The sequence below is a fragment of the Mannheimia massilioguelmaensis genome (assembly GCF_000940515.1).
In the GTDB taxonomy this organism is placed as follows: Bacteria; Pseudomonadota; Gammaproteobacteria; order Enterobacterales; family Pasteurellaceae; genus Basfia; species Basfia bettyae.
The window spans coordinates 316,015-330,445 of the sequence record NZ_CDQL01000007.1; the positions used below are offsets into that span (position 1 = coordinate 316,015).

General features: G+C 35.6%; 10 protein-coding genes and 4 tRNA genes. 7 read left to right on the forward strand and 7 right to left on the reverse strand.

Annotated elements, in window-relative coordinates; genetic code table 11:
- Positions 1–287 precede the first annotated feature (287 nt).
- From BN1226_RS08060 to BN1226_RS08080, 5 genes are all read left to right on the forward strand, one after another.
- The gene (locus tag BN1226_RS08060; RefSeq protein WP_044470749.1) at positions 288–1,508 is read left to right on the forward strand and encodes an ROK family protein; all 1,221 of its coding nucleotides are present in this window, start codon (positions 288–290) and stop codon (positions 1,506–1,508) included.
- 249 nt (positions 1,509–1,757) lie between these two features.
- Positions 1,758–1,834 (forward strand) — tRNA-Met (locus tag BN1226_RS08065).
- 4 nt (positions 1,835–1,838) lie between these two features.
- Positions 1,839–1,923: transfer RNA gene (locus BN1226_RS08070), tRNA-Leu, on the forward strand.
- A gap of 27 nt (positions 1,924–1,950) precedes the next feature.
- A tRNA-Gln gene (locus tag BN1226_RS08075) sits at positions 1,951–2,025 on the forward strand.
- 44 nt (positions 2,026–2,069) lie between these two features.
- Positions 2,070–2,144: transfer RNA gene (locus BN1226_RS08080), tRNA-Gln, on the forward strand.
- A gap of 168 nt (positions 2,145–2,312) precedes the next feature.
- On the opposite strand, the gene BN1226_RS08085 is transcribed toward BN1226_RS08080, so the two are convergent.
- A complete protein-coding gene (locus BN1226_RS08085) occupies positions 2,313–3,242 on the reverse strand; it encodes an AEC family transporter (RefSeq protein ID WP_044470750.1) in 930 nt (309 codons plus the stop codon).
- A gap of 157 nt (positions 3,243–3,399) precedes the next feature.
- On the opposite strand from BN1226_RS08085, the gene BN1226_RS08090 reads away from it, so the two are divergent.
- Complete coding sequence (locus BN1226_RS08090; RefSeq protein ID WP_044470751.1) at positions 3,400–3,849, forward strand: DUF441 domain-containing protein; 450 nt, start codon at positions 3,400–3,402, stop codon at positions 3,847–3,849.
- Positions 3,850–3,910: 61 nt separating this feature from the next.
- Here the strand turns inward: BN1226_RS08090 and BN1226_RS08095 are convergent, their stop codons facing one another.
- The gene (locus BN1226_RS08095; protein ID WP_044470752.1) at positions 3,911–4,729 is read right to left on the reverse strand and encodes a 5'-nucleotidase, lipoprotein e(P4) family; all 819 of its coding nucleotides are present in this window, start codon (positions 4,727–4,729) and stop codon (positions 3,911–3,913) included.
- 110 nt (positions 4,730–4,839) lie between these two features.
- On the opposite strand from BN1226_RS08095, the gene hrpA reads away from it, so the two are divergent.
- Positions 4,840–8,751, forward strand: coding sequence for an ATP-dependent RNA helicase HrpA (gene hrpA, locus BN1226_RS08100; RefSeq protein WP_044470753.1), 3,912 nt, complete (start codon positions 4,840–4,842; stop codon positions 8,749–8,751).
- Between the two features lie 245 nt (positions 8,752–8,996).
- On the opposite strand, the gene BN1226_RS08105 is transcribed toward hrpA, so the two are convergent.
- The 5 genes from BN1226_RS08105 to rbsA form a co-directional block, all read right to left on the reverse strand.
- The gene (locus tag BN1226_RS08105; RefSeq protein WP_044470754.1) at positions 8,997–9,992 is read right to left on the reverse strand and encodes a substrate-binding domain-containing protein; all 996 of its coding nucleotides are present in this window, start codon (positions 9,990–9,992) and stop codon (positions 8,997–8,999) included.
- A gap of 29 nt (positions 9,993–10,021) precedes the next feature.
- Positions 10,022–10,942 (reverse strand): ribokinase, encoded by a 921-nt coding sequence (gene rbsK / locus BN1226_RS08110; protein ID WP_044470755.1) that lies wholly within the window; start codon positions 10,940–10,942, stop codon positions 10,022–10,024.
- Positions 10,943–11,050: 108 nt separating this feature from the next.
- On the reverse strand, positions 11,051–11,929 hold the full coding sequence (rbsB, locus tag BN1226_RS08115; protein ID WP_044470756.1) for a ribose ABC transporter substrate-binding protein RbsB: 879 nt from the start codon (positions 11,927–11,929) through the stop codon (positions 11,051–11,053).
- A 20-nt stretch (positions 11,930–11,949) separates the two neighbouring features.
- Complete coding sequence (gene rbsC / locus BN1226_RS08120) at positions 11,950–12,918, reverse strand: ribose ABC transporter permease (RefSeq protein ID WP_005760601.1); 969 nt, start codon at positions 12,916–12,918, stop codon at positions 11,950–11,952.
- A 9-nt stretch (positions 12,919–12,927) separates the two neighbouring features.
- Complete coding sequence (gene rbsA / locus BN1226_RS08125; protein ID WP_044470757.1) at positions 12,928–14,424, reverse strand: ribose ABC transporter ATP-binding protein RbsA; 1,497 nt, start codon at positions 14,422–14,424, stop codon at positions 12,928–12,930.
- Positions 14,425–14,431: the final 7 nt, after the last annotated feature.

Sequence of the window (14,431 nt, forward strand, 5' to 3'; positions counted from 1 at the left end):
ACCAAGTTATACATTGGATGTTTAATCAGTTATTCAACCGACTAGGGAGTGATGATATCCAATGGAGTGGATATTTCCTCTTCTAGTCAACTATAACATTATGAAAAAGTAATTGAGAGTAACCGCACTTTATTAAATATGTGCGGTTTTTTTATTGCTAAAATATAAATATTTTTAATTTTGTACAAATAATCATTCAAACTTGCAGGACAATCATTATAATAAGACGTGGAGTGGGTTATCGAGATTAACCTGAATCAATGAACTACAATTTTAAAGGAAAGCTCATGCAAATTAATCAAATTGCTAACGTTGATTTGGTTAAACAAATGAACAGTGCAGTGGTTTATAAATTAATAGACCAAAAAGGTCCTATTTCTCGTATTCAGATTTCTGAATTGAGTCAATTAGCCCCTGCGAGTGTAACTAAAATTACACGTAATTTATTAGTTAGAGGCTTAATTAAAGAAGTTGAACAGCAAGAATCGACAGGTGGGCGTCGTGCAACGTCAATTATTGTTGAACAAAAAGCTTTTCATGCAGTGTTGGTGAGATTAGGAAAAACGCATGTTACTTTGGCTTTAATGGATCTTTCAACAAAACTTATAAAACGTGAGAAATTTGAGCTACCTAGAGAATTAGACATTATTGTGCTTGAAGGTTTCTTATTAGAAAAATTAAAGGATTTTATCCATAATTATCAAAAACGTTCTAGTGAAATTATTGCTATAGGGATTACTGTTCCTGGGTTTGTTAATATGAAAAAAAATATTATCGAACAATTACCTCATATAGAACTTAATGAGCCTTGGGATCTTGCTAACTATTTATCAGAAAATTTAGGCTTACCAGCGTATGTTGGACATGAAGTAAGAAGTCTCGCCTTGGCAGAACATTATTTAGGGGTAACTAAAGATTGCCATGATTCCTTATTATTACGCATTCATAATGGCGTTGGTGCAGGAATTGTGATTAATCATGAAGTTTTTTTAGGATCTAAACATAATGTTGGTGAAATAGGCCATATTCAGGTCGATCCTTTAGGTAAACGTTGTTTATGTGGTAATGTTGGTTGTCTAGAAACCATTGTTAGCAATACTGCAATTGAAGATAAAATGCAACAAATGCTAGAAGATGGCTATCATAGTAAGTGGCTAACCTTAGAAAGCCATGATATTGATGCTATTTGTAAAGCGACTAATAAACAAGATGCCGTCGCTACTGAATTGATTGAGCATGTTGGTGTACAGATTGGTCGGGTATTGGCAATGTCTGTCAATATGTTTAACCCAGAGAAAATTGTGCTTTCTGGGGAAATTACACAGGCTAAAAATGTATTATTTTCTTCCATTCGTCGAACCTTAGAAAATCATGCATTGCCAACATTTATTGAAAATACACCTTTAGTTGCATCAGAATTAATTAATGAAGATGTAATCGGTGCATTTGCTTTAGTTAAACATGCTATATTGGATGGTTCTTTACTTCAGCATTTATTGACAGAATAACTAAATAAAGAGAATGAGAAAATAGCTACTTAAATAAAGTAGCTATTTTTTTATATCATGAAAAATAAGGCAATTTCTAATGAGTTAATTATTTTTACTATAAATTTGGTTTGATTTTAAATCAAATTGTTTAATCTCTATTCGAACAAGACAAAAAAACGCATTTTTTTTAAAAAATAGTTGACGAAAGAGGCTTATCTTAGCATAATACGCCACGCAAAGCCGATGATGGTGACGCAAAATGGAAATGGCTACATAGCTCAGCTGGTTAGAGCACAACACTCATAATGTTGGGGTCGCAAGTTCGAATCTCGCTGTAGCCACCATAATGCGGGACTGGCGAAATTGGTAGACGCACCAGATTTAGGTTCTGGCGCCGCGAGGTGTGTGGGTTCAAGTCCCTCGTCCCGCACCATTCATTGCTTGCAAGTCTTTTAGTAGGTGGGGTATCGCCAAGCGGTAAGGCACTGGGTTTTGATCTCAGCATCCCTAGGTTCGAATCCTAGTACCCCAGCCATACTATCAAATAAAGTCTATTAAATCTTTTTTAAGATAATCTATTGGGGTATCGCCAAGCGGTAAGGCACTGGGTTTTGATCTCAGCATCCCTAGGTTCGAATCCTAGTACCCCAGCCATTTTATCAATATTATTTCCTTTCATATATTTATTTGGCAATTTTTTATTTGATTATTTTTTCTGTTTTATAATTAGTGCTAAATACTAATTACTAATTAACCAAGGATAGTTAACAATAATCTAAACTAGATATTGTTAATATAAAAACCTATATAGTTGTCAGTTATTTAGATAAGTTCGTATAAAGCAATAATTAATGGCATGGTAATCACACAAAGCATTGTGGTAACGCCATAAATTGCACTCGCTTTATTGGCATTTTTACCATAAAGCAAAGCCATTTGAGTAACTGTTGCTGCCGCTGGACTAATGGTTGCTAGGAAACTAATCATAGCAATCGTTTTACCATTTTCTACCCAAGTATCTACGCCAAAAACTTTAATAATAATAAGTAAGAAAATTGGAATCGCAATTAAACGCAAGAACGTGACTAAGTAAATGCGTTTAGATGAAAATATCGTTCTTAATGGAATGGATGCAATCAACATACCTGCAATTAACATCGCATTGGGACCGATAAATTGTCCTAGAGATTTTAATGTGCCCATGATTAGTGGTGGTAACTTAATTTGGAAAGCAAATAAAATAATCCCAACAATAATGGATAATATATTAATGTTTTTAAACATTTTTGAAATTGGTATCGTGCCTTTGCCACAGATGATGCTACGGCAATGGGTCCAAAATAGAACAGTCTGAACCACAATAAAACAAGTCGCATAAATCACCCATTCAGGACCAAACATTGACATGACAAGTGGAATAATTAAGTTACCAGAATTTGAATAAATTGTCGCTGCATGTTCAATGGGATCAAGTTTTAATGCTTTCTTCAATAATATGCCTATAATGATCAATATAATATGCAAAAAAATTGCCATACCTAAGGAAAGCATTAAACCTTTTAAAATTTGTGGCGTATAATCAATTTGAAAGGCTGTTGTCATTACTGCCGGGCTAATTAAATATAAGCCTATAATTGACAAGGGATAGCTATCTTGTGATTTGAGCAATTTGAATTTAACTAACGCATAGCCTAATAAGACAATAGCGGTTAATTCAATAATTTTACTCGCAAGTATGAGGGCAATTTCCATATAATCTTTAATTTATTTGATCTTTCTTCGCATTAGTAAGAATTTTAGAACTAATTTAAAGATAAAGAAATAAATAAAAAAACAAATTTGTTATAATTATTAGTCATTAATTATCAAAAAATTTTACTATTTTTTACCGCACTTTAAGGAACCTGCCGTGTCATTACAGATCAATTCAGTGGCTGTTATGCTTGTGGTTTTGATTATTCTTGGTTTATTAAGCCATAATAGTTCAATTACCATTTCCGCTTCAGTTTTATTAATTATGCAACAAACCTTTCTTGCAAAATATATTCCTTTGTTAGATAAATATGGTTTAAAGTGGGGAATTATTATTTTGACAATTGGTGTTTTGGCTCCTTTAGTATCTGGTAAAGTTGCCTTGCCACAGATGAAAGAATTGATTAATTTACAAATGATACTCGCTGTTATCGTGGGGATCGTTGTAGCATGGTTAGGTGGTAAAGGTGTCCCATTAATGTCGGCTGAACCTGTTGTGTTAACAGGATTGCTTATAGGAACGGTGATTGGCGTTGCGTTTTTGGGGGGAATACCTGTTGGTCCTTTGATTGCTGCCGGTATACTTGCGACAATTATGGGCAAATAAATTTTGCAAAGAAAAATGCCGTTAGTATTGAGCTATCGGCATTTTTGTGAATTAAAGAAAATTATTTTCCATCCCAAGCACGAATAGAATTGTTACGAATATCAATTTTATTTTTTACATCACCTTTATAGTAGTTTTTATCTAAACCACCTTCCCAGTCACCATAGTTAGGGTTTGGTAATACAATATATTTTGTACCAAATGCAGTTGCATTTTGGGTTACAAAATCGCGACGTTCTGAATTTGGTTTATGATAAGTGGCATCACCAAAGTCATTTAGGTTATCCCCTACATAAACCACAAGATCGTAGCCTTGGTCAGTAATCGCTTTAAAGCGAATTGATTTGGCTGATTTATCTTGTTTTAATAATAACGTTTGGTCAGTTACATTTGGGAAACCTAAACGTTTCATATCATCAATAGTGGCTTCACGTTCACCCTTTTCTAAGCGATTTGATACATAAAATACTGTGCCACCTTTACTGGTTACATATTTAGCAAAGTCAACTGCACCAGGAATAGCAGGTGTTTGACGTGCATTTACCCATTTTGTCCAACTTTCTTGAGAGAAATCTTGACCATTTTTAATTTGCCAACCTGCATAAGCACTGTTATCCATCATGGTTTCATCTAAGTCTACAACTACAGCTTTTTTCTTACCTTTAACTTTTTTCGCATGATCAAATGCTACTTTAGCTGTGTTAAATGCTTGGTGTGCTAAGGCTGCATATTCACCTGATTGTTGCATCCATACAATACCTAGTGTTGCTTGATTTTGTAATTTAAGCTGATCATGATTTTCTACAGCATGTTGATGAGTACAAGCTGATAAAACAGAGACCGCAGCTAGAGTAAAGATACTTAATTTTAGGGTTTTCATAAATTCTCCTTTTTTATTTTTTCGGAGTGAGTAATTTAGCATATAATGAGAGAAAATAGACTAAAAGAATTTTTGAATGTGATAAGGTTCACAAATTATTTTTTTAAATTATGAAAAAAACTATTCAAAAGCAAGTATTTAACCAATTACAAAAATCGCTATCCGCACAATTAAACGATATGATGATTATAGATCAACGTCGTTTATCTGCACGTATTAAAGGTCTCAGTAATATTAAGAATGAAAATTCACAACAAGTGGTTGGTGCTGAGATCCAAATGCAAATTCAACAGGCACAAGCCCGTTTAAATCAGCGGAAAAGTGCGGTTAAAAATCCAATTATTTTTCCTGATAATTTACCTGTAAGCCAACGTAAAACAGAAATTCAAAATTTGATTCAAAATAATCAAGTGGTCGTTATTGCAGGGGAAACGGGTTCGGGTAAAACAACCCAATTACCTAAAATGTGTCTTGAATTAGGTCTCGGACAAAAAGGTTTAATCGGCCATACTCAACCACGTCGTATTGCTGCTCGTTCTGTGGCCGCTCGTATTGCAGAAGAATTGCAAACAGAGCTTGGTTTTCTCGTAGGCTATAAAGTTCGTTTTAACGATCAAATTAGTGATGATAGCCAAATTAAATTAATGACCGATGGTATTTTACTTGCGGAAATTCAAACAGATCGTTATCTCAATCAATATGATACTTTGATTATTGATGAGGCTCATGAACGTAGCCTAAACAATGATTTTATTCTCGGTTATCTCAAACAATTATTGCCGCGTCGTCCCGATCTCAAGGTGATCATTACCTCTGCGACCATTGATGTAGCACGTTTTTCAAAACATTTTAATAATGCCCCAATTATTGAAGTATCAGGCAGAACTTATCCTGTAGAAGTACGCTATCGTCCTATGATTGAGGAAGAAGACCAAGATCAATTGCAAGGAATTCTAAATGCAGTAGATGAATTACAAGCAGAAGGTCGAGGTGATATTTTGATTTTTTTAAATGGCGAACGTGAAATACGTGATACAGCAGAAGCCCTGCAAAAGCAAGAATTACGCCATACAGAAATTTTGCCTTTATATGCTCGATTATCTGCACAGGAACAAAATAAAATTTTTCATCCAAGCAGTTTAAATCGTATTGTTCTAGCGACCAATGTGGCAGAAACATCGTTAACTGTGCCAGGTATTAAATATGTCATTGATCCAGGTACTGCAAGAATTTCTCGCTATAGTTACCGCACTAAAGTACAGCGTTTACCTATTGAGCCGATTTCACAAGCCTCTGCTAATCAACGTAAAGGTCGTTGTGGGCGTGTGAGTGATGGCATCTGTATTCGTCTTTATTCAGAAGAAGATTTTAATAACCGCCCCGAATTTACTGATCCAGAGATTTTACGTACTAATTTGGCTTCTGTTATTTTACAAATGACCTCATTAGGTTTAGATGATATTGAGGGTTTTCCATTTGTCGATGCACCTGATAAACGTCATATTCAAGATGGAATTAAATTATTAGAAGAATTACAAGCCTTTGAATTTAAACAAACGAAATTTGGAGAGCGTAGATTCTTAACTAAAGAAGGCAAGCAGTTAGCTCAACTCCCAGTGGATCCACGGCTTGCAAAAATGCTACTAAGTGCGGTGAATTTTGGTAGTATTTATGAAGTGATGATTATTGTCGCCGCTTTATCTATCCAGGATCCGAGAGAACGTCCACAGGATAAACAACAAGCAGCAGATGATAAACATCGCCGTTTTGTAGATAAAAAATCGGATTTTTTAGCTTTTGTAAATCTTTGGAATTACATTCAAAAACAACAAAAAGAACTGAGTAACAATCAATTTCGGCGTTTATGTCAGAAAGATTACTTGAATTATCTGCGTATCCGTGAATGGCAAGATATTTATCATCAGATTCGTTTAACCGTACGAGAAATGGGATTGCCGATTAATTCTGAACCTGCAGAATATCAACAAGTCCATAGCGCTTTATTAACAGGATTACTTTCTCATATCGGTTTGAAAGAAGCAGAAAAACAACAGTATCTAGGAGCAAGAAATACTCATTTTGCCATTTTCCCTAATTCAGTACTTTTCAAAAAACAACCGAAATGGGTGATGGCTGCAGAGCTGGTCGAAACCTCTAAATTATGGGGACGAATGGTCGCAGATATTGATGCCGAATGGATTGAACCCTTAGCGACCCATCTCACTAAAAAGTCTTATTCAGAACCACGCTGGTCGAAATCTCGTGGGCAAGTGATAGCTGATGAAAAAGTCAATTTATATGGGGTACCAATTGTTGCAAGTCGCCCAGTGAATTTTGGGGCTATTGAGCCACAAACTAGTCGTGAGATTTTTATTCAATCTGCGTTAGTGGAAGGTGACTGGAATACACGACATAAGTTTTTCTTTGATAATCAAAAACTCATTAGAGAAGTAGAAGATTTAGAACATAAATCTCGCCGTCGTGATATTTTAGTGGATGATCGCACCTTATTTGAATTCTATGATGCACGTATTGGTGCAGATGTTGTATCGCAAAAACATTTTGATAGTTGGTGGAAAAAGGCGAGTCAGAAAGATCCCGAATTATTAAATTTTGAAAAATCTTTTTTAATGAATGATGATGCTCAAAAAGTTAGTCAGCTAGATTTTCCTAATTTTTGGCATCAGGGTAATTTAAAGCTAAAACTTACTTATCAATTTGAGCCAGGCACTGAGGCTGATGGTGTCACTGTACATATTCCGTTGCCATTACTCAATCAAATTGAAATGACAGGGTTTGATTGGCAAATTCCAGGATTACGTCAGGAATTGATAGTATCATTAATTAAATCTTTACCGAAATCTTTACGCCGCAATTTTGTTCCCGCTCCTAATTATGCCGAGGCTTTTTTAGCTCGAGTGAGTGATACTGATAAGCCATTATTCCATACACTAAGTTATGAATTACGTCGCATGACTGGTGTAAATGTGGAAGAAGATGAATGGAATTTAGAGCAAATCCCATCGCACTTGAAAATGACTTTCCGAGTGATTGATGATAAAGGCAAAAAAATTATAGAAAGTATGAATTTAGATGAATTGAAATTTAGCTTAAAAGATCGTGTGCAACAAAGTATTTCTGCGGTGGCAGATGATGGTATTGAGCAAAGTGGAATTCATATTTGGAATTTTGAACATTTGCCTCAATGTTATGAACAGAAAAAGCAAGGTTTCACTGTCAAAGCTTTTCCAGCGATTACTGATGAAAAAGAAGCTGTAGGTATCAAATTATTTGAAACCGAATATGAACAATCTGTAGCAATGCAAAAGGGGCTACGTCGTTTAATTTTATTGAATGTGCCATCACCAATTAAATATTTGCATGAAAAACTACCTAATAAATCAAAGCTAGGGCTATATTTTACGCCCTTTGGCAAAGTATTGGAGCTGATTGATGACTGTATTGCTTGTGCAGTGGATAAACTGATTACTGATTTTGGTGGTTTTGTGTGGAATGAACAAGATTTCGACAGATTACGTGATTTTGTGCGTGAAAACCTAAATGAAATTACTGTGGACATTGCTCAACAAGTAGAACAGTTGCTGACCTTAACCTTTGAAATCAATAAACGTTTAAAAGGGAAAATGGATTTCACCATGGCATTTGCGTTATCAGATATAAAAACTCAATTGGCAGGCTTAATTTTTCCAGGGTTTGTTGAAAAAACTGGCTATGCACGTTTGCCAGATATTCATCGTTATCTACAAGCGATTGATAAACGTATAGATAAATTAGCTCAAGATATTAACCGTGATCGAGCTGCCATGTTACGTGTAGAGCAGGTGGAAAATGCTTATAAACAATTATTAGCAAAATTACCAAAATCTAAACCACACAGTAATGAAGTACTAGAAATTCGCTATATGATTGAAGAGTTGAGAGTAAGCTTATTTGCACAACAGCTAGGAACAAAATATCCTGTGTCAGATAAAAGGGTGTTGGCTGTGATTGCAGAACAGTAAAGTGCGGTGTTTTTTTTAAATTTTTATATAGTCATAATTCCTATAGGAATAAATGAAATTATTAAATGAGCTAAAACGTTAAGATATGACAGTGCAGAGGAATATTTTTCTGGTTGATTAATCAGATCTTTAAGAACTAGCCTTGGCAACACTGTAGCTGTGAGACTTTAGTGGATTGGTAATAGTTTTTTATTAATAATACTATAGCTAGAAAAGTTGTTGTCCTAATTTTCAATGAAAATAAATTATTTAATTAAGATTGATGATCGATTAATCAATTCTGGTTTTAAAATAATCTTTTTATAATCTGCATTTTTATTATTAATTCGTTCCAATAAGGTTTCTATGGCAAGTTTACCCAGTTCCTGTTTTGGTTGGCTAATGGTGGAAAGTGGGGGAGAGAGATAGCTAGCTAGCTCAATATCGTCATAACCAATAATAGAAATATCCTCAGGAATACGTAAACCTTTTTGCCAAATAGCACGATAGGCACCTACGGCAATGGTGTCGCTACAGGCAAATACTGCGGAAGGATAAGGTTTTTTATTAAGTAATTGATTCATTCCATTAAAGCCTCCTTCAAAATCAAAATGACTATCGATAATCCAGTTTGAATTAACAGCAATCTTGGCTTCTTCTAAGGCGTTGAGATAGCCTTTTAAACGATCTTGCGCAAGGGATTTTTTTAAGCCACCAGTAATAATGCCTATATGACGATGCCCAGCATCAATTAAAGCTTTTGTCGCAAGATAGCCACCTAATGCGGAATCTTCAAAGATTTTATCTGCATTAAGATCGGTATACCACCAATCCATAATAACCATTGGCAAAGGAATATTTAAATGTGAAGATGCTTGAAATCGAGTATCAGCACACATTAATAATAAGCCATCAACTTGTTTTTGGAGCATCATTTGTAGATGCCGTTGTAACCGTTCTTCATCTCCATCAGTAGTTGCTACAATAAGATTATATTGATGTTTTTCGCAATAATGTTCAACACCCGTCATAACTTCGCCAAAAAAAGGGTTATTTGTAGCTGTAACAAGCATGCCGATGGTTTTGGTTTCTTTTACTTTTAAACTGCGAGCTAGGGCAGAGGGGGTATAATTTAAATCGGCAACCACACGTAGTACTTTTTCTCGAATTTCATCACTAACAAAACGAGTATTATTCATAACATGAGATACTGTAGAGGTGGAAACTTTTGCTAATCTTGCAATGTCTTTCATGGTTGCCATATAAAAATTCCTATAAAACTCACCGCACTTTATTTTGGATTTTCTAGAAAACCTAAGGTTTCTTGTCGATTTGGAATTGAGGATTGAGCGCCTTGGCGAGTCACACTAATAGCCGCTGCAGCATGAGCAAAACGGATAGCTTCTTGTAAAGGTTTATCTTCCAATATAGCAGTAACCAATGCACCATTAAAGGTATCACCTGCTGCGGTAGTATCAACAGCATTAACGCAGAACCCAGGGACAATTTCACCTTTGCCATTTTGACTGACGAAAACACCTTTTGAACCTAAAGTAATTAACACGTTCTCAATGCCTTTTTGATGGAAAACTGAAGCCGCTTTTACGGCTGTTTCTTGATCAACAACCTTTACTCCAGTCAGAATTTCTGCTTCAGTTTCATTTGGTGTGATCATATATAATAAGCGAAGTAATTCATCAGGAAGAGCTCTTGCTGGTGCTGGATTTAACACAATTTCAGTTCCGTTATCTTTAGCAATTTGGGCAGCTAAAATAATTGCTGGGAGAGGTGTTTCTAATTGCATTAATAAACAATTTGCTTGTGCAATTTCATCTTCAAATTCAGTAACCGTACTTTCATCTAAATAAGCATTCGCTCCCGCAGAAATAACAATACTATTTTCTCCCGATTCAGCAACTTGAATCATGGCAATACCAGTCATTTCAGTTTTAATGGTTTTAATTGGTTGAGTATTAATATTGTCTTGTTCAAAAGCTGTTTTCATTGCTCGTCCAATATCATCATTACCGATACAACCAATAAAAGAGACATTTGCCCCTAAACGTGCGGCGGCAACTGCTTGATTTGCACCTTTACCACCATAAGCAATATGATAATGACTTCCTATTAATGTTTCTCCTGGTTTAGCAAAATAGGGAACAGAAATCACGTGATCAGCGTTAATGCTGCCGAGAACGGTGAGTTTTTTCATATTGTGTCCTTTATAAAATCAACCTATATATTAACACTTGTCTTGGACCAGTGAGTTTTAAATTAATGCGATAAGCACTCGCCTAAGACGAGTGCTTTTTAGATAAGATTATTTTGAAATTACTTTTAAATCTACAGGAATTTTTGCTTCAACTTTCTCACCTTTGAGTACTTTATCTGCGGTTTCAACACCAAGTGAACCGATAAGTTCAGGCTGTTGAGCTACAGTTGCAGCTAATTTTCCACCGTTGACCGCTTTGACACCATCATCTGTACCATCAAAGCCAACAATCATGACTTTTTTATTAGCAGCACTTACTGCACGTAATGCACCTAATGCCATTTCATCATTTTGTGCAAAAATAGCTTGTACATCATTTTTACTGGCTAATAAGTTTTCGGTGACATTTAAACCTTTTGTACGATCAAAATCTGCTGGTTGACTTGCTAATACATTAAATTTATGCGCTTCAACAGCTTGTTTAAAGCCTTCTCCACGTTCACGAGCGGCAGAGGTTCCTGCAATACCTTCTAGTTGAATAACTTTGGCTCCATCACCTAATTTTTGAGCAATGAAATCACCTGCCATTTTACCGCCCGCAACATTATCTGAAGCAATATGGCTGACTACATCACCTTTTTCAGCCCCACGGTCTAAGGTGATTACTGGAATTTTATTACGATTTGCGATAGCTACCGCATTACTTACTGCTTTCGAGTCTGTTGGGTTAATTAATAATACTTTTGCACCACGTACGGTTAAGTCTTCTACATTAGAAAGTTCTTTAGCTGGGTCATTTTGTGAATCTAGTACGACTAATTTATAACCTAATTCATCTGCTTTTTTCTGAGCCCCATCTTTAAGGCTTACAAAGAAAGGGTTGTCTAAAGTTGATACAGCCAAAGCAATAGTTTCTTTTGCTGAGGCTGTGCCTGCAATAGCAAAGGTAAGCATGATTGCTGAAGCTAAAGTGGTGAGTTTTTTCATACAAATCTCCTTAAAAATGATTAAACTTTTTTAGTACCTAAGTAATTATCAGCTAATACAGCAACCAAGATTACCAATGCTTTAGCTATCATCTGATAATACGAAGAAATGTCTAATAAATTGAGTGCATTATTTAAAAAGCCAATAATTAATGCACCCACTAAAGTACCCATTACACGCCCTTTACCGCCCATTAAACTTGTTCCTCCAACAACAACGGCAGCGATAGCATCTAACTCATATGATACTCCAGCAGTAGGTTGTGCTGATGAAAGGCGTGAAGTCACAATTAAGCCAGCAAGTGCAGATAAAAAACCACTCACGGCAAATACAAATATTTTGATTTTATTAACATTAATACCTGAAAGTTGTGTGGCTGATTCATTTCCACCCAAAGCATAGATATAACGTCCAATTGGGGTGTGTTTTAAAATATACCAAGCGATAGCAAATACAACAGCCATAATCCAAATAGGTACAGGAATACCGAATAAATAACCTGTACCAATGCTAGCAAATAAATCAGCTTGTTCTGAGAATCCAGTACTGATTGGTCTTCCATCTGTATAAACCATGGTAATACCACGTAATAAAGTCATTGTGACTAAGGTGGCGATAAAAGCTTGTACTTTACCTTTCGCCACAATCACACCACTGACACCACCGAAGATTGTTCCTAATAATAAAACCAATGGAATGACCAAGAAAATTGGCATTGTTGAACTTACTAATGAAGCCGCAACTGCACCCGTGAGTGCAAGGACTGAACCTACGGATAAATCAATTCCTGCAATCAAAATGACAAAGGTCATTCCCACTGCAATAATCGCATTTACAGAGGTTTGACGTAAGATATTAAGAATATTGTCAATACTGAAAAAATCAGGATTAATCATTGATACAATGATAATTAGAATGAATAACGCAACAAAAGAACGTTGTTCAATTAAAAATTTCCCTAACTGAAATTTATTTGTTTGAGTCGTCATAAAAATACCTTAATTTAATTCTGTGTTTTTGCCAATCGCGGCAGCCAGTAATTTCTCTTGGGTCGCTTGTTCACGAGAAAATTCGGCACTGATTTTTCCTTCATGCATGACTAAGATACGATCGCTCATACCAAGCACTTCTGGCATGTCTGATGAAACCATTAAAATGCTTAATCCATCCTTTTTAAACTCATTGATTAATTGATAGATTTCTTTTCTTGCACCGACATCAACTCCTCGAGTTGGTTCGTCTAGAATTAATACATTTGGACGTGTCATTAAGCCTTTTGCAATGGCTACTTTTTGTTGATTACCACCAGAGAGTAAGCCGATTTGTTGATCACGGCTTGGTGTTTTGATATTAAACATTGAAATAAAGTCATCAACGGCCATTGTTTCTGCTTCATGGCGAATAGTTCCTGCCTGAGAAAAATGGTCTAATGCTGTTAAAGACATATTTTCTTTAACTGACATACCTAAAATTAATCCATCACCTTTGCGATCTTCAGAAATATAGACAATACCATTATTTAAGCCATCTTGAGGACAAGTATTATGAATTGCCTTTCCGTTGAGCTCGATTGTTCCTGATGTTTTTGGTAATGCACCATAAAGCACCTTCATTAATTCAGTACGTCCTGCCCCCATTAGGCCTGAAATACCCACAATCTCCCCTTTATGCAATTGGAAGGATACGTCATTCACCCCTTGACCACTGAGATTTTTCACATTTAATAATAATTCACCACGATGCTGCTCTAAGTGTGGATATTGTTCTTCTAAACGACGTCCTACCATCATTTCAATCAGATGATCTTCATTAATTTCAGCAACTACACGTTCGCCAATAAATTGACCATCACGGAGTACCATAACATCATCGCAAATTTCAAAAATTTCTTTTAAACGGTGTGAAATATAAACAATACCTCGGTTTTCTGCTTTTAATTCATGAATCACATTAAATAATGCTTCTGTTTCAGCATCAGTTAGGGCATCAGTAGGCTCATCCATAATAATGACTTTAGATTCGAAGCTTAGTGCTTTGGCTATTTCTACCATTTGCTGTTCGCCAATGGATAATTCTGCACAAAGCTGGTGACTACTGTGCTTGACGCCTAAACGAGCTAGTAGTTTGTCCGCTTCTGTATACATTTTTTTCCAATCAATTGAGCCCCAAGCGGTTTTAAATTCACGCCCTAAAAAAATATTTTCGGCAATGGTTAAATTACCGACTAAATTTAATTCTTGGTGGATAATGCTAATGCCGGCCTCTTGTGAATGTTTAGGCCCTTTAAAAGAGACTTCTTTACCTAAATAAGTAATTGATCCTGAATCTTTGCTGTAAATACCTGTGAGTACCTTCATCAAAGTGGATTTACCCGCTCCATTTTCACCCATAAGAGCCATGACTCTTCCTGCATAAACCGATAAACATGCATTACTAAGAGCTTTTACACCAGGGAAAGATTTATCTATCCCGCTCATTTTTAATAAGGTTTCCATCACACCA